General features: G+C 70.2%; 13 protein-coding genes. 5 read left to right on the forward strand and 8 right to left on the reverse strand.

Annotation, left to right across the window (positions count from 1 at the left end):
- Positions 1-14 precede the first annotated feature (14 nt).
- Entirely contained in the window at positions 15-722 is a 708-nt protein-coding gene (locus K9D25_RS10585) for an OmpW/AlkL family protein (protein WP_244375097.1), read from the reverse strand.
- Between the two features lie 252 nt (positions 723-974).
- On the opposite strand from K9D25_RS10585, the gene K9D25_RS10590 reads away from it, so the two are divergent.
- On the forward strand, positions 975-5825 hold the full coding sequence (locus K9D25_RS10590) for an NAD-glutamate dehydrogenase (protein WP_244375098.1): 4851 nt from the start codon (positions 975-977) through the stop codon (positions 5823-5825).
- 266 nt (positions 5826-6091) lie between these two features.
- Here K9D25_RS10590 and acs read toward each other — a convergent pair whose 3' ends face one another.
- The 5 genes from acs to tsaD form a co-directional block, all read right to left on the reverse strand.
- Positions 6092-8050 carry an acetate--CoA ligase gene (gene acs, locus K9D25_RS10595; protein WP_244375099.1) on the reverse strand — a complete coding sequence of 653 codons (1959 nt, stop codon included), beginning with the start codon at positions 8048-8050 and terminating at the stop codon, positions 6092-6094.
- A 141-nt stretch (positions 8051-8191) separates the two neighbouring features.
- Complete coding sequence (locus K9D25_RS10600; RefSeq protein ID WP_244375100.1) at positions 8192-8890, reverse strand: class I SAM-dependent methyltransferase; 699 nt, start codon at positions 8888-8890, stop codon at positions 8192-8194.
- Complete coding sequence (locus tag K9D25_RS10605; RefSeq protein WP_244375101.1) at positions 8851-9270, reverse strand: EVE domain-containing protein; 420 nt, start codon at positions 9268-9270, stop codon at positions 8851-8853. The genes K9D25_RS10600 and K9D25_RS10605 overlap by 40 nt, the downstream gene beginning before the upstream one ends.
- A gap of 88 nt (positions 9271-9358) precedes the next feature.
- Entirely contained in the window at positions 9359-10348 is a 990-nt protein-coding gene (locus tag K9D25_RS10610; RefSeq protein WP_244375102.1) for an NAD(P)H-dependent glycerol-3-phosphate dehydrogenase, read from the reverse strand.
- On the reverse strand, positions 10348-11484 hold the full coding sequence (gene tsaD / locus K9D25_RS10615) for a tRNA (adenosine(37)-N6)-threonylcarbamoyltransferase complex transferase subunit TsaD (RefSeq protein WP_244375103.1): 1137 nt from the start codon (positions 11482-11484) through the stop codon (positions 10348-10350). The genes K9D25_RS10610 and tsaD overlap by 1 nt, the downstream gene beginning before the upstream one ends.
- A gap of 61 nt (positions 11485-11545) precedes the next feature.
- Here tsaD and hemC point away from each other — a divergent pair, with 61 nt between their 5' ends.
- From hemC to K9D25_RS10635, 4 genes are all read left to right on the forward strand, one after another.
- On the forward strand, positions 11546-12475 hold the full coding sequence (hemC, locus tag K9D25_RS10620) for a hydroxymethylbilane synthase (RefSeq protein ID WP_244375104.1): 930 nt from the start codon (positions 11546-11548) through the stop codon (positions 12473-12475).
- Between the two features lie 11 nt (positions 12476-12486).
- Positions 12487-13179: a uroporphyrinogen-III synthase gene (locus K9D25_RS10625; RefSeq protein WP_244375105.1), complete on the forward strand. Its 693-nt coding sequence runs from the start codon at positions 12487-12489 to the stop codon at positions 13177-13179.
- Positions 13180-13274: 95 nt separating this feature from the next.
- Positions 13275-14657, forward strand: coding sequence for a COG4223 family protein (locus K9D25_RS10630; RefSeq protein ID WP_244375106.1), 1383 nt, complete (start codon positions 13275-13277; stop codon positions 14655-14657).
- Positions 14654-16258 carry a heme biosynthesis protein HemY gene (locus tag K9D25_RS10635; RefSeq protein WP_244375107.1) on the forward strand — a complete coding sequence of 535 codons (1605 nt, stop codon included), beginning with the start codon at positions 14654-14656 and terminating at the stop codon, positions 16256-16258. Before K9D25_RS10630 ends, K9D25_RS10635 begins: the two co-directional genes overlap by 4 nt.
- A 369-nt stretch (positions 16259-16627) precedes the next feature.
- Here the strand turns inward: K9D25_RS10635 and cobT are convergent, their stop codons facing one another.
- Both cobT and cobS read right to left on the reverse strand, forming a co-directional pair.
- Positions 16628-18619 (reverse strand): cobaltochelatase subunit CobT, encoded by a 1992-nt coding sequence (gene cobT / locus K9D25_RS10640; protein ID WP_244375108.1) that lies wholly within the window; start codon positions 18617-18619, stop codon positions 16628-16630.
- 101 nt (positions 18620-18720) lie between these two features.
- Positions 18721-19707 carry a cobaltochelatase subunit CobS gene (gene cobS, locus K9D25_RS10645; protein ID WP_244375109.1) on the reverse strand — a complete coding sequence of 329 codons (987 nt, stop codon included), beginning with the start codon at positions 19705-19707 and terminating at the stop codon, positions 18721-18723.
- Between the last annotated feature and the right edge of the window lie 3 nt (positions 19708-19710).

Genomic DNA, 19710 nt, shown 5'->3' on the forward strand with positions numbered 1-19710 from the left:
TGAGGCCCCTCGCCTCAGAAGCGGTAGGTGACGCCGAGGCCGACGATCCACGGGTCGAGATCGGCCTTGCCGGTCAGCGGCTGGCCGGCGACGACCACGTCGAAATCGGGCTTGAGGAAGAGCTTCTTCACGTCGACGTTGAGGCCCCAATGCTCGTCGAACATGTAGTCGAAGCCGACCTGCAGCGCCCAGCCGAACGTGTCCTTCACGTCGATCGAATCGGCCGAATAGGCCTTCTGATCGAAGAAGAAGGTGTAGTTGATGCCCGCGCCGACATAAGGCTTGAAAGCGCCGAAATCGGTGAAGTGATATTGCAGTGTCAGGGTCGGCGGCAGCAGCCAGACTTCGCCGATCTTGTTCAGGCTGGCAATCGTGCCAGTGCCGTTGATGTCGTGCGGGGTGACGCCGAGGATCAGTTCGGCGGCCCAGTTCTTGGTGAAGTAGTAGGTGATGTCGAGTTCCGGCACCACCGAATCCGAGATGTCGAGCCCGGAGCCGGGGACGCCGCGCACCGAACCATTATCCTCGGGGAACACGCCGAGCAGGCGCAGGCGAATCTGCCACGGGCTCTGTTCCTGCACCGGCGCGGGCGCCTTGTAGGCCAGCGGCGCGGCCTTGGAGATGTCGGCGGCCAGCGCCGGGCCCCCCATCAGAGCGGCGCCCGCGAGCGCGAGAACCGCCGGCGCGGCGGTGCGAGCAAAAAATGACCGGATGGACGACATGCCCCAAAACCCCTTTATTCCCTTAAGCCCCGTGCAAGGGCGCGGGCCTATTGGTGAGGGCGCGGGCGAGTCGTGCGCTTGATCGAGATCAATCGGGCGATAGTCTTGTCTTTCTGTGACCAACAGGCAACAGCGGCCGAGAGAGGGCTCGCCCGCATTTCAGTGGGCGGAATAGACGTATAATAGAACAATCGGCTACAGCCGGCGGGCGGTCTCCCAGGCGGAGGCCGCGCCATCCGGCGGGGGGAAGTGATGGGCGTCGAAGGGTTCCTGGCCAGCGAGGACGAGCGCGTGCCGCGCCAGCTCGTCGAGCAGGCGGACCTTATCCTGCAGGCGACCGACGGCGACGTGCCGTCCCGGTTCGCGCAGGGGCTGTTCGGCCGCGCGGTGGCGGAAGATGTGCGGGTTTACACGCCGCACGAACTCGCCGCGCTGGCCCGGCTCGCCTATGGGCATCTCAAGGTCCGCCGCCGCGACAGTTTCGACATCCGCATCGAACAGCTCCCGGCCGCCGAGGGCGGCGACCGGCTCGCCCGGGTCTCGGTGATCGAGATCGTCAATGACGACATGCCGTTCCTGCTTGATTCGCTCATGGGCGCGCTCAACGCCCAGGGGCTGACGGCGAGCTTCGTTGTCCACCCGATCATGGGCGTCGACCGCGACACCAGCGGGCAGGTGACCAATCTCGTGCCCGGCGAGACCCCGGCCGGCGCCCGCATGCGGCGCGAAAGCCTGATCCAGATCCATGTGCCGCGCATCGAGGATGAGGGGCGCCAGCTCGCCTTGATCGACGAACTCAGCGTGGTGCTCAACCAGGTGCGCGTGGTGGTCGCCGCCTGGCAGCCGATGATGGCGCAGGTGCGCGCGGCGGTGACCAACCTCACCCTCGCCCCCGCCATGGTGCCGCGCGAGGACCGGGAAGAGGCGATCGCCTTTCTGGAATGGCTGCTGGCCGGCCGCTTCACCTTTCTCGGCTGCCGCCACTATCAGTCCGCCGGCACGCCCGGCGCCAAAGCGACGGTGTTCGAGCGGCGCATGGAGGATGCGCTCGGGATGATGGCGGACGAGGCCTTCCGCCTGTTCCGTCCTACCGGCGATCCGCGCTCGGTCAGCGCCGACATCGCCGAGGCGCTGGCCGATCCCAGTCCGCTGATCGTCACCAAGTCGCGCACCGTCTCCAGCGTGCACCGGCGGGCCTGGATCGATGTGGTGCTGGTCAAGCGCTACGACGCGCAGGGGCGTGTGGTCGGCGGGCTGTGCATTGCCGGCCTGTTCACCGCCACCGCCTATACGAGCTCGGTCCGCACCATCCCGGTGCTGCGGCGCAAGGCCGCCACCGTGCTGGCGCGCGCCGGCTTCGCGCCGGAAAGCCATTCCGGCCGGGCGCTGGTGAAGGTGCTGGAGACCTATCCGCGCGACGATCTGTTCCAGATCGACATTGCCGCGCTCTACCAGTTCTCGCTCGCCATCCTGCAGCTGGACGAACACCCGCGCGTGCGGGTGCTGGCGCTGAATGAGCGGTTCGACCGTTTCGTCTCCATCCTCGTCTTCGTGCCGCGCGAACGCTATGGCAGCGAGGTCCGCGCCAAGATCGGCACGCTGCTGGCGTCGAGCTTCGGCGGGCAGGTCGTGGCGTTCCGGCCGCTGTTCCTGGAAGGCCCGCTGACGCGGGTGCATTTCATCATCGAGCGCGGCACGGGCGAGGTGCCGAACATCAATCGCGCGACGTTGGAAGAGGCGATCGGCGCGATCATCCGCACCTGGGGCGACGGCTTTGCCGAGGCGCTGGCGGCCACCGTGCCGGCCAGCAAGGCGAGCGAACTGATGGAACGCTATGCCGGCGCCTTCCCAGCCGGCTATCAGGCGGCGGCGACGCCGGCGGAGGCGATCGACGATCTGCGCCTCATCGAGGAACTGAGCGAGGCAAACCCGGTGGCGGCGGATTTCCGCCCCTCCACGCTGCGCGAGCGCGGGCGCCTCGCGCTCAAAGTGTTCAGCTACAAGGTGCCGCGCCTGCTGTCCGAGCGGGTGCCGCTGCTCGAATCCATGGGCTTCGTGGTCATTGACGAGCGCACCTTCACCGTCCGTCCCGGCGGGGGCGCACCGGTTTATCTGCACGACATGCTGCTCTCGCGGCGCGGCGGCGGCGATGTCGCGCTCGACAAGCTGGGGCCACGGCTGCACGCGACGCTGATGTCGGTGCTGCGCGGCGGCGAGAGCGACGGGTTCAACGCGCTGGCGCTGACCGCCCAGCTCGGCTGGCGCGACATCGCGCTGCTGCGGGCGCTGGGGCGCTATCTTCGGCAGGTCGGCATTCCCTTCAGCCAGGACTATCTCTGGCAGACGCTGAACGCCCACCCCGGCATCGCGCAGAAGCTGGTGGCGCTGTTCCATGCCCGCTTCGACCCCGAACAGGGCGAGCGCCGGGCTGAGCGGCAGGAGGAACTGCGCGCCGCCATTGAGGCCGCGCTGGCGGATGTGCCGAGCCTCGACGAGGACCGCATCCTGCGCCGCTTCGCCAATCTCATCGGTGCGGCGGTGCGGACCAATTTCTTCCAGCGCGCGCCGCAGGGCAGCCACCGCCCGACCATCGCCTTCAAGTTCCTCAGTGCCGAGGTCGAGGGACTGCCGCAGCCGCGCCCGCTGTTCGAGATTTTCGTGCAGTCGCCGCGCGTCGAGGGCATCCATCTGCGCTTCGGCCGGGTGGCGCGCGGCGGGCTTCGCTGGTCCGACCGGCCGCAGGATTTCCGCACCGAGGTGCTCAGCCTCGTCAAGGCGCAGCAGGTGAAGAACGCGGTGATCGTGCCGGTGGGCGCCAAGGGCGGATTCGTGCCGCAGCAGCTTCCGGCCGGGCCGCGCGAGGCGATCCAGGCCGAGGGCGTCGAAGCCTACAAGCTGTTCATTTCCAGCCTGCTCGACGTGACCGACAATATCGAGGACGGCCAGACCGTCCACCCCGCGCAGACGGTGCGGCACGACGAGGACGACCCCTATCTCGTCGTCGCCGCCGACAAGGGCACCGCCACTTTCTCCGACACCGCCAACGCGCTGTCGCTGGAGCGCGGCTTCTGGCTCGGCGACGCCTTCGCCTCCGGCGGTTCGGTCGGCTATGACCACAAGGCGATGGGCATCACCGCTCGCGGGGCGTGGGAGGCGGTGCGCCGGCATTTCCGCGAACTCGACATCGACATTCGCCGCACGCCCTTCACCGTGGCCGGGGTCGGCGACATGTCGGGCGACGTGTTCGGCAATGGCATGCTGCTGGAGAACACGATCCGCCTGGTCGCCGCCTTCGACCATCGCGACATCTTCCTCGATCCGAACCCCGACCCCGAGCTCTCCTTCCGCGAGCGCCAGCGGCTGTTCGCGCTGCCGCGCTCCAGCTGGCAGGACTATGACAAGTCGCTGATCTCGCCCGGCGGCGGCGTGTTTCCGCGCAGCGCCAAGAGCATTCCGCTCACCCTGGCGATGCGCGAGATTCTGGGCTTCGAGGCCGCCTCCGCTTCGCCCGCCGAAGTGATCAGCGCCATCTTGCGCGCGCCGGTGGACCTGCTGTGGTTCGGTGGCATCGGCACCTATGTGCGCGCGACCAGCGAGACCGACGCGCAGGCCGGCGACCGCGCCAATGACGGCGTGCGCATCACCGGCAGCCAGATCCGGGCGCGGGTCATCGGCGAGGGCGCCAATCTCGGCGTCACCCAGCGCGGGCGCATCGAGGCAGCGCGCCGCGGCGTGCGGCTGAACACCGATGCCATCGACAATTCCGCCGGCGTCAACACCTCCGACATCGAGGTGAACATCAAGATCGCCATGGCGCCGGCCCTGCGCGAGGGGCGGCTCGACCCGCAGGCGCGGGCGCAGGTGCTGGCCGGCATGACCCCCGAGGTCGCCGCGCTGGCGCTGACCAACAATTATCTGCAGACGCTGGCGCTCTCGCTCGCGGAAATGCGCGGGCTCGACGATCTCGGCTTCCTGCAGCGGCTGATGCAGCGGCTGGAAGCGCGCGGCCTGCTCGACCGGGCGGTGGAGTATCTGCCCACTGACAACGAGATCGCCGAGCGGCGCGGGCGCGGCGAGGCGCTGACCCGGCCGGAAATGGCGGTGCTGCTGGCCTATGCCAAGCTGTCCGTCCATGCCGACCTGCTCGACACCGACGTGCCGGACGACCCCTATCTCGCGCGCGAACTCGCGGCCTATTTCCCGCCCGAACTGCGCGAGCATTTCCCGGAAGGCGTCGAGCATCACCGGCTGCGGCGCGACATCATCGCCACCCGGCTGTCCAACGCCATGATCAACCATGGCGGGCCGGCCTTCGTCGCCCGGCTGATGGACGAGACCGGCGCGGGCATTGACGGCATCGCCAAGGCCTTCGCCGTGGTGCGCGACGGTTTCGGCCTCGCCGGGCTCAACCGCGAGATCGACGCGCTGGACGGGCTGGTGCCGGGCGCGGTGCAGCTCGACCTCTATGGCGTCGTGCAGGACATGCTGCTCGACCGTGCCATCTGGTTCCTGCGCAATGTCGACCTCCGGCGCAATCTCGACGACCTCGTCGGCCATTACGCCGCCGGCATCCCGCCGGTGGAGAAGGTGCTGGCCGGCCCGGTGCGCGAATTGCTGCCCGAAGAAGCGCGGGTGCTGCACGATGCCCGCATCAGCCAGTGGACGCAGGCCGGCGTGCCGGAGGCGCTGGCGCGCCGCATCGCCCGCCTGCCGGCGGTGGAGAGCGCCACCGATATCGTGCTGATCGCCGACCGCACCCGCGCGCCGCTGGCGGATGCCGCCGTGACCTTCTTCGCCGTCGCCCTGCTGTTCCGGCTGGAGCGCATTCTCGGCCCTGCGCGGACCTTGACGGTGACGGACTATTACGACCGGCTGGCGCTGGAGCGGGCGCTGGCGGCGTTCGAGAGCGCGGTGCGCCGGCTCACCGCCGAGGTGATCGAGGAGCACGGCGCCGGCGTCGCCGGGGTGTCGAGCTGGGCACGGGCGCGCGGCGAGGTGGTGGAGCGCGCGCGCAATGGCGTGCACGAGATCGCCGGCTCGGGGCTCAGCGTGTCGAAGCTGTCGGTGGCGGCGAGCCTGATCGGCGATCTGGTGCGGGGGTAGGCCGGGCGTTTGGGCGCCCAGTGCGGTTGCCTTCGCCCAAAGGAAGACCGGCCACGCGTGGCGCGACCGGCTCGCAAACATATTCCCTGGACAATGGCCGCACCCGGTCCCGACGCGGTCGCATCCATGACCGTCATCCCGGAGGGCCGTAGGCCCATCCGGGATCGTCATCCAAATGGAGAACGGTCCCGGCTCTGCGCTACGCGCCGGCCGGGATTACGGAGGGGAGCCGGGCTACCCGGATCCCCGCTTCCACCGTATGCCGCCTAAACCGCCGCGTGCTTCTTGTTCTGTCGGTGGGAGATGAGGTCGTCCACCACGGCCGGGTCGGCCAGCGTCGAGGTGTCGCCGAGGCTGCCAAACTCGTCCTCGGCGATCTTGCGCAGGATGCGGCGCATGATCTTGCCGGAGCGGGTCTTGGGCAGGCCGGGGGCGAACTGGATCAGGTCGGGCGAGGCGATGGGGCCGATCTCCTGCCGCACCCAGACCACCAGCTCCTTGCGCAGCGCCTCGGTCGGCTCGACACCGGCCATCAGCGTCACATAGGCATAGATGCCCTGGCCCTTGATGTCGTGGGGATAGCCGACCACGGCGGCCTCCGACACCTTGGGATGGGCGACGAGGGCGCTTTCCACCTCGGCCGTGCCCATGCGGTGGCCGGAGACGTTGATCACGTCGTCGACGCGGCCGGTGATCCAGTAATAGCCGTCGGCGTCGCGGCGGCAGCCGTCGCCGGTGAAATACTTGCCGGGATAGGTGGAGAAATAGGTCTGCATGAAGCGCTCATGGTCGCCATAGACCGTGCGCATCTGCCCCGGCCAGGAGTCGGCGATCACCAGATTGCCCTCGCAGGCGCCGCTGAGCGGGTTGCCTTCCGCATCCACCACTTCCGGGATCACGCCGAAGAACGGGCGCGTCGCCGAGCCGGGCTTGAGCCTGGTGGCGCCGGGCAGGGGGGTGATGAGGATGCCGCCGGTCTCGGTCTGCCACCAGGTGTCGACGATCGGGCAGCGCTCCTCGCCGACCACGCGGTAATACCATTCCCACGCTTCCGGGTTGATCGGCTCGCCGACAGAACCGAGCAGGCGCAGCGAGGCGCGGCTGGTCTTGGTCACCGGCGCATCGCCGCCCTGCATCAGTGCGCGGATAGCGGTGGGGGCGGTGTAGAAGATGTTGACCTTGTGCTTGTCGATGACCTCCCAGAAGCGGGAATTGGTCGGGTAGTTCGGCACGCCCTCGAACATCAGCGTGGTGGCGCCATTGGCGAGCGGGCCATAGACGATGTAGCTGTGGCCGGTGACCCAGCCGATATCGGCGGTGCACCAGTAGATGTCGCCGTCGTGATAGTCGAAGACATACTGGTGGGTCATCGAGGCATAGACGAGATAGCCGCCCGTCGTGTGCAGCACACCCTTGGGCAGGCCGGTGGAGCCCGAGGTGTAGAGGATGAACAGCGGGTGCTCGGCGTTCACCGGCGTCGCCGGGCAATGGCTGGTCACCAGATCGGCTGCCTCGTGGTACCAGACATCGCGGCCGGGCTCCATGTTCACCGCCCCGCCGGTGCGGCGGACGACGACGACATGGTCGACCTCGACATCGCCAAGCTTGGCGATGGCGGCGTCGACATTGGCCTTCAGCGGCACCTTGCGGCCGCCGCGCAGGCCCTCATCGGCGGTGATGACGACCTTGGAGCCGCAATCGCGGATGCGGCCGGCGAGGCTGTCCGGTGAGAAGCCGCCGAACACCACGGAATGGACGGCGCCGAGCCGTGCGCAGGCGAGCATCGCATAGGCCGCCTCGGGGATCATCGGCATGTAGATGGTGACGCGGTCGCCCTTCTCCACATTGCGGTTGCGCAGCACATTGGCGAAGCGGCAGACCTCGTCATGCAGCTCCTGATAGGTGATGTGGCGGTGCTCGGACGGGTCGTCGCCTTCCCAGATGATGGCGACCTGGTCGGCGCGGGTCGGCAGATGCCGGTCGATGCAGTTCCAGGCGACGTTGGTGACGCCGTCCTCGAACCATTTGATAGAGACATGGCCGGGGTCGAAGGAGGTGTTCTTCACCACCGTATAGGGCTCGAACCACTCGATGCGCTTGCCCTCGTCGGCCCAGAAGGCCTGCGGGTCGTTGAGCGAGGCCTCATACTTCGCCTGATAGGCGCGATCGTCGAGGAAGGCCCGCTTCGCCCACTCCGCGGGCACGTCGTAAATCTTGTCGGACATGGCGTTCTCCCCATCAGGCGGCGCTGTGCGCCCTCTCTTGCTTCGGCGGGATTATGGTGACCCCGCCGGGGCGGGACAAGCGCGCGGGCGCGCAACTTTGGTCGGTAGGTAGTCGCGCGGAGGGGCGAACCACGCCGGCTTTCAGCGCGGCTTCGGGCGCCAGACGGCGGTGGCCTTGATCTCCGCGTCTTCCAGCTCGCGGGAGACCGGAACGGCATAATCCGCCATCTTTTCCAGCCGTTCGCGCGGCAGATAGGAGCGGCCGGGATCGCCGATCCACACCTCGACGCCGCCCGCCGCGAGGGCTTCCAGCCAGGCGAAGACCCGCGTCGCCAGGTCGCGCTCATAGGCGATGTCGCCGGCCAGCACCACGTCCCAGCCGCCCTCGGTGCCCACCACATCGGCGGTGAGCACGTCCACCGCCGCACCGTTGAGGGCGGCATTCGCCGCGATGGCGGCATGGGCGAAGCGGTCGATGTCGGCGCAGGCGACATGGGCCGCGCCGGCCTTCATCGCGGCGATGCCGACCAGCCCCGAGCCGGCGGCGAAATCCAGCACGCGCTTGCCGCGCACTGTCTCGGGATGGTCAAGGATGTAGCGCGCCAGCGCCTGCCCGCCGGCCCAGGCGAAGGCCCAGAATGGCGGCGGCAGGCCGATCTCGCCCAGTTCCTCCTCGGTCCGTTGCCAGATCGGCAGCGATTCCTCGGCGAGGTGCAGTGTGATTTCGGGCACCAGCGGCGGGGCGAGGCGCTGCGTCTCGGCGCGGATGAAGGCGGCGGGGTCGGCGATGCCGCGCGGCGTCACAATGTGCCGCCCGCCATCTCCAGCACGATGTCCCATTCGGCGTCGGTGACGGGCTGGACGGAGAGGCGGGAGAATTTCATCAGCGCCATGTCGGCGAGGCGCGGTTCCGCCTTCACCGCCGCGAGCGACACCGGGTTCTTCAACGCCGCCACCGCCTTGAGGTCGACCATGACGAACTTGCCCGAGGGATCGGAGGGGTCGGGATAGGCTTCCTTGATCACCTCGACGATGCCGACGATCTCCTTGCCCTCATTGGAGTGGTAGAAGAACCCGCGATCGCCGAGCCGCATGGCGAGAAGCTGCTGCTTGGCCAAGTGGTTGCGCACACCGTCCCAATGGGTGCCCTTGTCGGCAGCGGCGACCTGCTGCTCCCAGGACCATTTGAAGGGTTCGGACTTGTAGAGCCAGTGCGCCATTTCCATTCCTCGTCGCCTCGCCGGGAGGCCCATTCACTTACCGCCTCGCCGCGCCTCCGTCATCCCGCAGGGCCCGGCGGGCCATATCTCACGCTTCCGCCTTTTGCGGGCGTGCCAGCAGCGAACCGATCGCCTGCTCGATGCCATGGCGCCCGGCCAGCACGTCTTCCACCGCGCGGGCGATAGGCATGTCGACGCCGCGCGCCTGCGCCATCGCCACCAGCACGCTGGCGGTGAGCGCGCCCTCCGCCAGTTTGCCCGCCGGGTGCAGGCCGTCCTCCTGGCCGAGGCTGAGACCGAGCGCGTAGTTGCGCGACTGCGCGGTGGAGCAGGTGAGGATGAGGTCGCCGAGGCCCGACAGGCCGGTGAGCGTTTCCGCCCGCGCGCCATACGCCTTGCCGAAGCGCTTCAGCTCGGCGAAACCGCGTGCGATCAGGGCCGCCCCGGCGCTGGCGCCGAGCCTGCGGCCGCCGACAATGCCGGCGGCGATGGCGAGCACGTTCTTGGCCGCGCCGCCGATCTCGACCCCGCGCACATCCTCGCTGTGATAGAGCCGGAACGAGCCGGAGCCCAGTGCGGTGGCCAGCGCCTCCGCCACCGCGCCGTCCCGCGCGGCCAGCGTCACGGCGGTGGGCAGGCCGGCGGCGACATCGGCGGCGAAGCTGGGACCGGAGAGAATGGCGGGCACCGCCCGCGGGCAGGCCTCGCCCAGCACCTGCGTCATGAACAGCGAGGTGCCGCGCTCGATGCCCTTGGCGCAGGTGACGACCGGCGTGCCCGGCGCGAGATGCGGGGCGAGGGCGGTCGCCACCGCACGGCTGGCCTGTGCGGGCACGACGAGGAGCACCGCATCGGTGGCGGCGGCGGCGGCGAGATCGTCCGTCGGGCGCACCGAATCGGCCAGCGACACGCCGGGCAGATGAGCGGGATTGGCCCGCCGCTGTGTCAGTGTCTCCATCAGCGCCGCGTCGCGGCCCCACAGCACCACCTCGCGCCCTGCGCGAGCGGCGGCATTGGCCAGCGCCGTTCCCCAGGCGCCGGCCCCGACCACGCCGATGGAGGCGAAGCGTGCCGGCATCAGCCGCCGATCCCTTCGGACGCGACCGGAGGTGCGGCAGGGGTGTCGGTGCCAGCCTCGGCCGCCTGCGCGGCGGCACGCATCGCGCCCACGCCCTCGATTTCGCCGAGCGGCCAGCGGGCGCGGGGGGAGGCGTCGAGCCCGTCGTGAAGGCCGCGCGCCAGCCGCTCGGCGCCGGCCCAGGCGATCATCGCGCCATTGTCGGTGCACAGCTCCGGTGGCGGCACGGCGAGGCGGGTGCCGCCATCGGCCGCGACCTTGTGCAGCGCCCGGCGCACCGACTGGTTGGCCCCGACGCCGCCGGCCAGCACCAGCGCGGAAGGCTTCAGCCCCTGATGGCGCATCAGCCGCAGCGCGCAGCGCACGCGGTCGGCGAGAATATCGACCACCGCCGCCTGGAACGAGGCGCACAGATCGTTCACATCCTGCTCGCTTAGCGGGGCGATCTTCAGCGCCTCGATGCGCACGGCGGTCTTGAGGCCGGACAGCGAGAAATCCGGCACCGGCTTGCCATGCAGCGGCCGCGGCAGGGCGAAGCGCTCGGGGTCGCCCTGCAGCGCCGCGCGTTCCACCGCCGGGCCGCCGGGATAGGGCAGGCCGAGCATCTTGGCGGTCTTGTCGAAGGCCTCGCCGATGGCGTCGTCCATCGTGCCGCCGAGCTTCTCATATTCACCGATGCCGGTGACGGCGACGAGCTGGGTGTGCCCGCCGGAGACGAGCAGCAGCAGGAAGGGGAAGGGCACCTTGTCGGTGAGCCGCGCGGTGAGGGCGTGCGCTTCGAGATGATTGACCGCGACCAAGGGCTTGTTCGCTGCCAGCGCCAGCGCCTTGGCAGTGGTGAGGCCGACGATGACACCGCCGATCAGCCCGGGGCCGGCGGCGGCGGCGATGCCGTCGATCTCGTCCAGCCGCAGCCCGGCGGCGCGCAGGGCGCGTGCGACGAGATGGTCGAGCACCTCGACATGGGCGCGGGCGGCGATCTCCGGCACCACGCCGCCATACTCCGCGTGGTCCTCGGTCTGCGAATGCACGATGTTGGACAGGATCGCGCCGGTCCCGTCGGCACGCCGACGCACCACCGCAGCGGCGGTCTCGTCGCAGGTGGTCTCGATGCCGAGCAGGAGAAGATCACGCATTGACTTTACGGGGTTGGCCGGTGAACTGAACGCATACGAACCGCTAGCACCGCAGGACGGCATGACGCAATCGCTTCCCAAACTCCGGCTCGGCACCCGTGGCAGCCCGCTCGCCCTGTGGCAGGCGCATGCGGTACGCGACGCGCTCTTGAAGGCGCATCGCTGGCCGGACGAGGCGGTGGAAGTGCAGGTGATCCGCACCACGGGCGACGCCATCACCGACCGCGCGCTCTCGGAAGCCGGCGGCAAGGGTCTGTTCACCAAGGAGCTTGAGGAAGCGCTGCTCGACCGGCGCATCGACCTCGCCGTGCATTCGGCCAAGGACATGCCGACGCGGCTGCCGGACGGGCTGCACCTTGTCGGCTACCTCCCGCGCGCGGATGTGCGCGACGCGCTGATCCTGCGCGAGGGCGTGGCGCTGCGCGACCTCAAGCCCGGCGCTCGCGTCGGTACCGCCTCGCTGCGGCGCGAGGCGCAGCTGCGCCGGCTGCGGCCGGACCTCGACGTGTCGCTGCTGCGCGGCAATGTACACACCCGCCTCGCCAAGGTGGAAAGCGGCGAGTTCGACGGCACGCTGCTCGCCTATGCCGGCCTCAGCCGCCTCGGCCTCGCCGACAAGGTGAGTTCGGTGCTGGAGACGACGGATTTCCTCCCCGCCGTCGGCCAGGGCGCGGTGGCGATCGAGACCCGTTTTGGCGATATCGCGGTGGACGCGCTGGTGGTGCCGGTGGTCAGCCCCGCCACTGGCCTCGCGCTGCGCGTGGAGCGGGCCTATCTCGCCGAGCTCGACGGCTCCTGCCGCACGCCGATTGGCGGGCTGGCGCAGGTGGAAGGCGACGAGATCCGCTTCCGCGGCGTGGTGCTGGCGCCGGACGGCTCGCGCTTCTACGAGATCGTGCGCTATGGGCCGATCAACCGGGCGCTGGAACTCGGCATCGCGGCGGGCAAGGAAATGCGCGCCATTGTTCCGGCCGATCTGCTGCCGCACTGATGCGGGTGCTGGTGACACGGCCGCAGCCGGACGCGCAGGCCACCGCCGCTCGGCTGCGCAACGCCGGATGCGACGCGCTGGTCGATCCGATGCTGACGGTGGAGCCGCTGCCCGATGCGCTTCTGCCCGCCGGCACTTTCGACGCCGTGACCCTGACCAGCGTCAATAGCGCCCGGCTGCTGGGCACCCGCCCGGAACTGCCGGCGCTGGCCGGCCTGCCGCTCTATGCCGTCGGCCGGCGCACGGCGGCGGCGGCGCCGGAGGCGTTCACCGAGGTGCATGTGGCGGGCGGCGACGGGGCGGCGCTGGGCGCCTTGCTGCGCGAACGCCTGCCGGCCGGGGCGCGTCTGCTCTATATCGCCGGCGAAGAGCGGGCGGTGGACATCGGCGCGGTGCTGGCGGATGCCGGCATTTCCACCGAACTTTTCGTGATCTACCGCACCGTGCCGGCCGAGGCGCTGGCGCCGGCCACCGTGGAGGCGGTGCGGGCGGGGCGGATCGACGCGGCCTTCCATTTTTCGCCGCGCACGGCGGCGACGCTGGCGGGGCGGGCGGAAGCGGCGGGGCTGGCGACGCATTTCCGCCATGTCGAGCATCTGTGCTTCTCCGCCAATGTGGCGAAGCCGCTGGCGGCGATGGGCTGGCCGACCCGGATCGCGCGCGAGCCGACCGAGGACGGGCTGTTCGATCTCATCGGCCGGTAAACCATCGCAGTCTCCCGAGGTTGCGGCGCGGGGACGGGCGGTCTATCCCGGAACCAGGGGCCAGCCCGGCGCTTTATCAAGGCGGAGGTAAGGACGTGGCGACAGACGATCCCAATAAGAGCGCGACCGACAAGCCGGAGGCGGGGGCCAAGCCCGCGCGCCGCAAGCCGCCGACGCTCGACCTTTCCGCCCGTGACGTGACGCCCGAGGGGGAGAAGGTTTCCGACGACGCGGCCACGACGCCGGTGCCGGCGGATGAGGCCGCTTCCGCGGCCCCGCCGGACACGTCGACGCAAACCCCAACCGGTCCCGAGGCGCCTGCCGTCGGCGAGGTCCCCGTGCTCGACGCCGGTGCGACGCCCCCCGACACGAAGGAGCCGGCGTCGACGGACGCGCCTGCTGACGCACGACCGGACCCGCTGGAGCCGGTGCATCCCGTGCCGCCGCCGGCCGCGCCGGCGCCGAAGCGCCAGCTGGGCCTGTTCGGCACGCTCCTCGTCGCGCTGATTTCCGGCGTGATCGGCGCCGCTTTCGCCGTCGCGGTGGTTTCCGCCTTTTCCAGCGCCGAGCAGAATGTCGAGGCCATCACCGAGCTGGAAGCGCGCGCGCTCGATCTGCGCCAGCGGCTGGAAATGCTGGAAGCGCGCAATGGCGACGCGCCGGCGCCCGGGCTCGCCGCCCCCGCTGAACTGGCGACCCGGCTCGATGCGCTAGAAAGCGGGCTCGGCGCGCTCGGCTCCAAGGTCGACGCCCTTCCGGCCACCGCGCCCGCCGCGGCGCCGGCGGCTTCGCCCGAGGATGTCGCGGCGGTGAAGGGACAGGTCGCGACGCTGGAACAGCGGGTGAATGCGCTTCCGGCGCCGGCTCCGGCCGCCACCCCGGCCGCGCTCGACGCCACCAATGCCCGCCTCGCCGCGCTGGAGGAAAAGCTCGGCGCGGCCACCGCCGCTCAGCGTAGCAGTGGCCAGGGTGCGGCGCAGATCGTCGTGCTCGGCACCCTGCGCGAGGCGGTGATCGACGGTCGCCCCTTCGCCACCGAACTGAAGGCGGCGCAGGCGCTGCTGGGTGATCAGGGCGCGCCGCTCGCGACGCTGCAGCCCGCCGCCGCCACCGGCTATGCCACCGATGCGGCGCTCGCCGCGCAGCTGCGTGCCGCCACCGCGCCGAAGGCCGAGGCGGCGCCAGCCGCTGCCACGGAAGAGGGCGTCGTCGGCACGCTGTTGAAGGGCGCGCAGAAGCTCGTCACCATCCGCCGCTCCGATGAAGCCGCCGCCTCGGCCGATCTCGCCAAGGCGGAAGCCGCGCTGGCGCGTGGCGATGCGGAGGGCGCGCGCACGGCCATCGCCACGCTGCCGGAAGCCGAGCGTAACGCGGCCCAGCCCATGCTCGCCGCGCTCGACGCCCGGCAGGCGGCGCTCACCACCCTCGCCGAACTGCATCGGCGGGCGCTCGCCACTCTCGCGGGAGCAAGCCAGTGATCCGGCTCGTCGTCTATCTCCTCGTTCTTTCCGCCGTGGCGTTCGGCATCGCCTGGCTGGCGGACCGGCCCGGCGCGGTGGTGATCGACTGGCAGGGCTGGCAGATCGAGACCAGCATTCTGGTCGCGGCCAGCGCCCTGCTGGCGCTGCTGGCGGCGACGATCCTGCTGTGGACGCTGCTGCGGCTGATCGTCCGTTCGCCCGACAGCATCGCCCATTCCTGGCGCAGCCGGCGGCGCAATCGCGGCTGGTCGGCGGTGACGCGGGGTCTTGTCGCGGTGGGTTCCGGCGACGCGGTCGGTGCGCGCCGGGCGGCCAATGACGCCCAGCGCCTCCTGGGCGAGGAACCGCTCGCCAAGCTGCTCGCCGCGCAGGCGGCGCAGCTTTCCGGCGACGCGGCCGGGGCCGAGGCGGTGTTCCGCTCGATGACCGAGGCGCCCGGCACGCGGCTGCTCGGCCTGCGCGGCCTGCATGTGGAGGCGCGCCGGCGCGGCGACCAGGGCGCGGCGCTGCAGGCGGCGGAAGAAGCCGCCCGCCACGAGCCCGGCCTCGCCTGGGCGGCTGATGCGGTGATCGAGGCGCGCTGCCTCAATGGCGATTTCGCCGGGGCGCTGGCCATGCTGGAGCGCGAGGCCGCGCATGGTGCGCTCGACCGCGCGACTCATCGCCGCCGCCGCGCGGTGCTGCTGGCCGCACAGGCGCAGGCGCTCGAACTCTCCGACCCCGCCAGCGCGCGGGAAAAGGCGCAGGAAGCCGCGCGCCTCGCCCCGACGCTGGTGCCGGCGGCCGAGATCGCCGGCCGTCTGCTCGGCGCCTCCGGCGATGTCCGCAAGGCGGCCAAGATCATCGAGGCGGCTTATGCCGCCACGCCGCATCCCGACCTCGCCGACGCCTATCTGCATCTGCGCCCCGGCGATGCCTCGCGCGAGCGGCTGAAGCGGGTGCGCACGCTCACCGCGCACCAGCCCGCGCATCCCGAAAGCGCCATGGCGCTCGCCCGCGCCGCGCTCGACGCGCAGGATTATGAGGTCGCCCGCACCGCGCTGGCGCCGCTGCTGGTGGCGCCGACGCAGCGCACCTGTTTGCTGATGGCCGAGCTTGAGGCCGGCGAGCATGGCGATGTCGGCAAGGCCCGCGAATGGACCGCCCGCGCCGTGCGCGCCCAGCGCGATCCGGCCTGGGTCGCCGATGGCGTGGTGGCGGAAGCCTGGGGGCCGGTGTCGCCAGTCACCGGCCGGCTCGACGCCTATGAGTGGAAGCTGCCGCCGGGCCTCGCCACGACGCCGATGCTGGAGAACGAGGCGGAGCGGGTGAAACTGGCGATCGCCGCCGCGATCGAGAGCCGTCCGCCGGCGGAGCCTGTGGTCGACCTGTCCGCCGACAGCGCCGCTGCCAGCCTGGCGCCCGAGGCGGAAGGCAAAACGGATGTCACGGCGTCCCCCGCGCCGGCGCCGATCAAGCCCGTCGCCGCGAAAGCGACAGGGGAAGGCGCGGTGAAGGCCTCGCCCGTGGTCGCCATGCCGCATCTGCCGGACGATCCCGGCCCCGGCGGCTCCTTTGGCGATGAGCAGGGCGGCAGCCGCCCGCCCTATCCCGTCTGAGGCGCAGCCGGCGCCTCGCGCCGGGTCGCCCGACGGCAACAAAAAAGCGCGCCTTGCGGGCGCGCTTCCTGTCTTCCTTCGAAGAGAACCGGTCAGAAGCCGGCCGCTCGTCAAGCGGCCGGAGGGTGAAAGGGCGGCCGGAGTACATCCGTCCTGACCGCTCTCCATCCGGCGAGGCACTGACGAGGTGCCAACATGCCGGAAGCCCTGTTCTGACCGGGATGAAGCCTATATGGGGCACGCCCGGCGGCTTTCAAGGGGGCCGCCACGAAAGCCGCGCGCCTGCCGCCTGCCCGATCCCGGCTCTGCGCTTCGCTGCGGCCGGGATGACGGCGGCGGATCGTGCGGCCGCCGCCGCTTCCGCGCCGCTTAGTGCACCCGGCGGGTTGAGAGCGGGGTCGCGGACGGGCGGCCGGCCGGAGCTGCGGGCTTCGGCGACGCCTTGGGGGGCTGCGCGAAGGCCGCAGCGCTGCGGCCCTTGGTTTCCTTGGCGACCCCGCGCGCGCCCTGCTCGCTGAACAGCTCCGCCAGCTTCTCGGTCATCGCGCCGCCCAGTTCCTCGGCGTCGACGATGGTGACGGCGCGCTTGTAGTAACGCGTCACGTCATGGCCGATGCCGATGGCGATCAGCTCCACCGGGGACTTGTCCTCGATCTGCTGGATCATCCAGCGCAGATGACGCTCCAGATAATTGCCGGGGTTCACCGAGAGGGTGGAATCGTCCACCGGCGCGCCGTCGGAGATCATCATCAGGATGCGGCGCGATTCATTGCGCGCCAGCAGGCGGTTATGCGCCCATTCCAGCGCCTCGCCGTCGATGTTCTCCTTCAGCAGCCCCTCGCGCATCATCAGGCCGAGATTGCGCCGGGCGCGGCGCCAGGGCGCGTCGGCCGACTTGTAGATGATGTGGCGCAGATCGTTCAGCCGGCCGGGCGCGCCCGGCTTGCCGGCGGAAAGCCACGCTTCGCGTGCCTGGCCGCCCTTCCATGCCTTGGTGGTGAAGCCGAGAATCTCCACCTTCACGCCGCAGCGCTCCAGCGTGCGGGCGAGAATATCGGCGCAGGCGGCGGCGACGGTGATCGGGCGCCCGCGCATCGAACCGGAATTGTCGAGGAGCAGGGTGACGACGGTGTCGCGGAAGTCGGTGTCGCGCTCGCGCTTGAAGGAGAGCGGCTGCATCGGATCGAGAATGATGCGGTGCAGGCGCGCCGGGTCCAGCATGCCCTCTTCCAGATCGAACTCCCAGCCGCGGCTCTGCTGCGCCATCAGCCGGCGCTGTAGCCGGTTGGCGAGGCGGGCGACGATGCCGGAGAGATGCACCAGCTGCTTGTCGAGATGGGCGCGCAGCCGGGTCAGTTCCTCCGCATCGCACAGCTCGTCGGCGTTCACCGTCTCGTCGAAGCGCGGGGTGAAGGGGTGATACTCCGGCGGGCGCGGCTCGGCCGGCACCGCGTTTTCCGGCTTCCATGGCTCGGAGGCATCGTCGGATTCGCCGAGCTCGGCGTCATCGGACAGTTCGGAATTCGGCTGGTCCTGCTGCTCCTCGGACTCTTCCGGGTTCTGGTCGGAGGACAGATCGGTATCAACCTCGGTCTGGCCCTCGGCGTTCTCGTCTTCCTCGCTGTCGCTGCCCTTGCCGTTGTCGTCGTCGCGGCTGTCGTCGGTCTCGGTGGAGGGGTCGTTGTTCTCGTCGAAGGGGGCGATGTCCTCGCCCATGCCGAGCGAGGACAGCAGGTCGCGCATCGCCTCGGCGAAGCGGGCCTGGTTCTCGGCGGCGCCGGCCAGCTCATCGAGGGCGGCGGAACCGTGCTCCTCGATGAAGCCGCGCCAGAGATTGACCATTTCGCGCGCAGCGGCGGGCGGTGCCATGCCGGTCATGCGCTCGCGCAGGATCAGCGAGAGCGCGTGTTCCAGCGGCGCGTCCGAGCGGTCGGCGAGATTGGCGAAATTGGCCTTCTGGTAGCGGTCCTCCAGCATGGCGGAGAGGTTCAGCGCCACGCCGTCCATGCGCAGCGCGCCGACGGATTCGCAGCGCGTCTGTTCGGCCGCCTCGAAGGCGGCGCGGGCCTGCTCGCCCATCGGCACCAGGCGCTGGTGGATCTTCGGGTCGTGGCAGGCCATGCGCAGCGCCATGGAATCGGCATGGCCGCGCATGATGGCGGCGTCGTGCTTCGACATGCGGCGGGCCGGCTCCGGCAGCCGCGCGCGGCCATCGGCATAGCCGGGCTTTTCCGCGCCGAAGGTCACGTCGATCTCGCGATTGCCCGCAATGGCGCGCAGGCAGCCGGTGACGGCGCGCTTGAGCGGCTCGGTCGGGGCTTCCTTGGGCGGCGTGCGGGTGGTGCGGTTCGACGTGGACATGGGCTTGCCTTGGAGGTTGGCATCACGGCTCCCTTGCGGGAGGGCGCCCCGAAAGGCCGGGGCGGTGCCCCTCTCCCCGGCGGGGAGAGGGCGCGTGTCGCTCAGGACAGGACGACGTTGACCGCGGACTCGGTCAGTTCCTTGCCGAAGCAGCGCTGGTAGAACTCCGCCACCAGCGGGCGCTCCAGCTCGTCGCACTTGTTGAGGAAGGTCACGCGGAAGGAGAAGGCGAGATCCTGGAAGATCTCGGCATTCTCGCCCCAGGTGATGACGGTGCGCGGGCTCATCACCGTCGACAGGTCGCCATTGATGAAGGCCTGGCGGGTGAGGTCGGCGAGGCGCACCATGCGCGCGGCGGTGTCGCGGCCTTCCGGCGTCTGCAGGTTCTTGGCCTTGGAGACGACGATGTCGACTTCCTTGTCATGGGCCAGATAGTTCAGCGTGGTGACGATGGACCAGCGGTCCATCTGCGCCTGGTTGATCTGCTGCGTGCCGTGATAGAGGCCGGTGGTGTCGCCGAGGCCGATCGTGTTGGCGGTGGCGAACAGGCGGAAGGCGCCGTGCGGACGGATGACGCGGTTCTGGTCGAGCAGCGTCAGGCGGCCGGCGGATTCCAGCACGCGCTGAATGACGAACATCACGTCCGGGCGGCCGGCGTCATATTCGTCGAACACCAGCGCGACATTGTTCTGGTAGGCCCAGGGCAGGATGCCGTCGCGGAACTCGGTGACCTGAAGGCCCTCCTTCACCACGATGGCGTCCTTGCCGATCAGGTCGATACGGCTGATGTGGCTGTCGAGGTTCACGCGCACGCAAGGCCAGTTGAGCCGGGCGGCGACCTGCTCGATATGGCTCGACTTGCCGGTGCCGTGATAGCCCGTGACCATCACGCGGCGGTTATGGGCGAAGCCGGCGAGGATGGCGAGCGTGGTCGGGCGGTCGAACAGATAGTCCGGGTCGATCTCCGGGACATAGGCGTCCGGTTCGGCGTAGGCCGGCACTTCGAGATCGACGTCGATGCCGAACACCTGACGAACAGAGACCTTCATGTCCGGCAGCGCGGGCGCTTGCGTGAGCGGGGCGGTCATTCT

Source organism: Ancylobacter polymorphus (assembly GCF_022836935.1).
GTDB classification, from domain to species: Bacteria; Pseudomonadota; Alphaproteobacteria; order Rhizobiales; family Xanthobacteraceae; genus Ancylobacter; species Ancylobacter polymorphus_A.

Bases quoted from the DNA above. Each gene is read 5' to 3' on its own strand.
- K9D25_RS10600 (WP_244375100.1), bottom strand. From the start codon at position 8,890: ATGGGACATCGTGCTGGAGATGGCGGGCGGCACATTGTGACGCCGCGC.
- cobT (WP_244375108.1), bottom strand. From the start codon at position 18,619: ATGTCCACGTCGAACCGCACCACCCGCACGCCGCCCAAGGAAGCCCCG.
- K9D25_RS10605 (WP_244375101.1), bottom strand. From the start codon at position 9,270: ATGGCGCACTGGCTCTACAAGTCCGAACCCTTCAAATGGTCCTGGGAG.
- hemC (WP_244375104.1), top strand. From the start codon at position 11,546: ATGACGCAATCGCTTCCCAAACTCCGGCTCGGCACCCGTGGCAGCCCG.
- cobS (WP_244375109.1), bottom strand. From the start codon at position 19,707: ATGACCGCCCCGCTCACGCAAGCGCCCGCGCTGCCGGACATGAAGGTC.
- tsaD (WP_244375103.1), bottom strand. From the start codon at position 11,484: ATGCGTGATCTTCTCCTGCTCGGCATCGAGACCACCTGCGACGAGACC.
- acs (WP_244375099.1), bottom strand. From the start codon at position 8,050: ATGTCCGACAAGATTTACGACGTGCCCGCGGAGTGGGCGAAGCGGGCC.
- K9D25_RS10590 (WP_244375098.1), top strand. From the start codon at position 975: ATGGGCGTCGAAGGGTTCCTGGCCAGCGAGGACGAGCGCGTGCCGCGC.
- K9D25_RS10610 (WP_244375102.1), bottom strand. From the start codon at position 10,348: ATGCCGGCACGCTTCGCCTCCATCGGCGTGGTCGGGGCCGGCGCCTGG.
- K9D25_RS10585 (WP_244375097.1), bottom strand. From the start codon at position 722: ATGTCGTCCATCCGGTCATTTTTTGCTCGCACCGCCGCGCCGGCGGTT.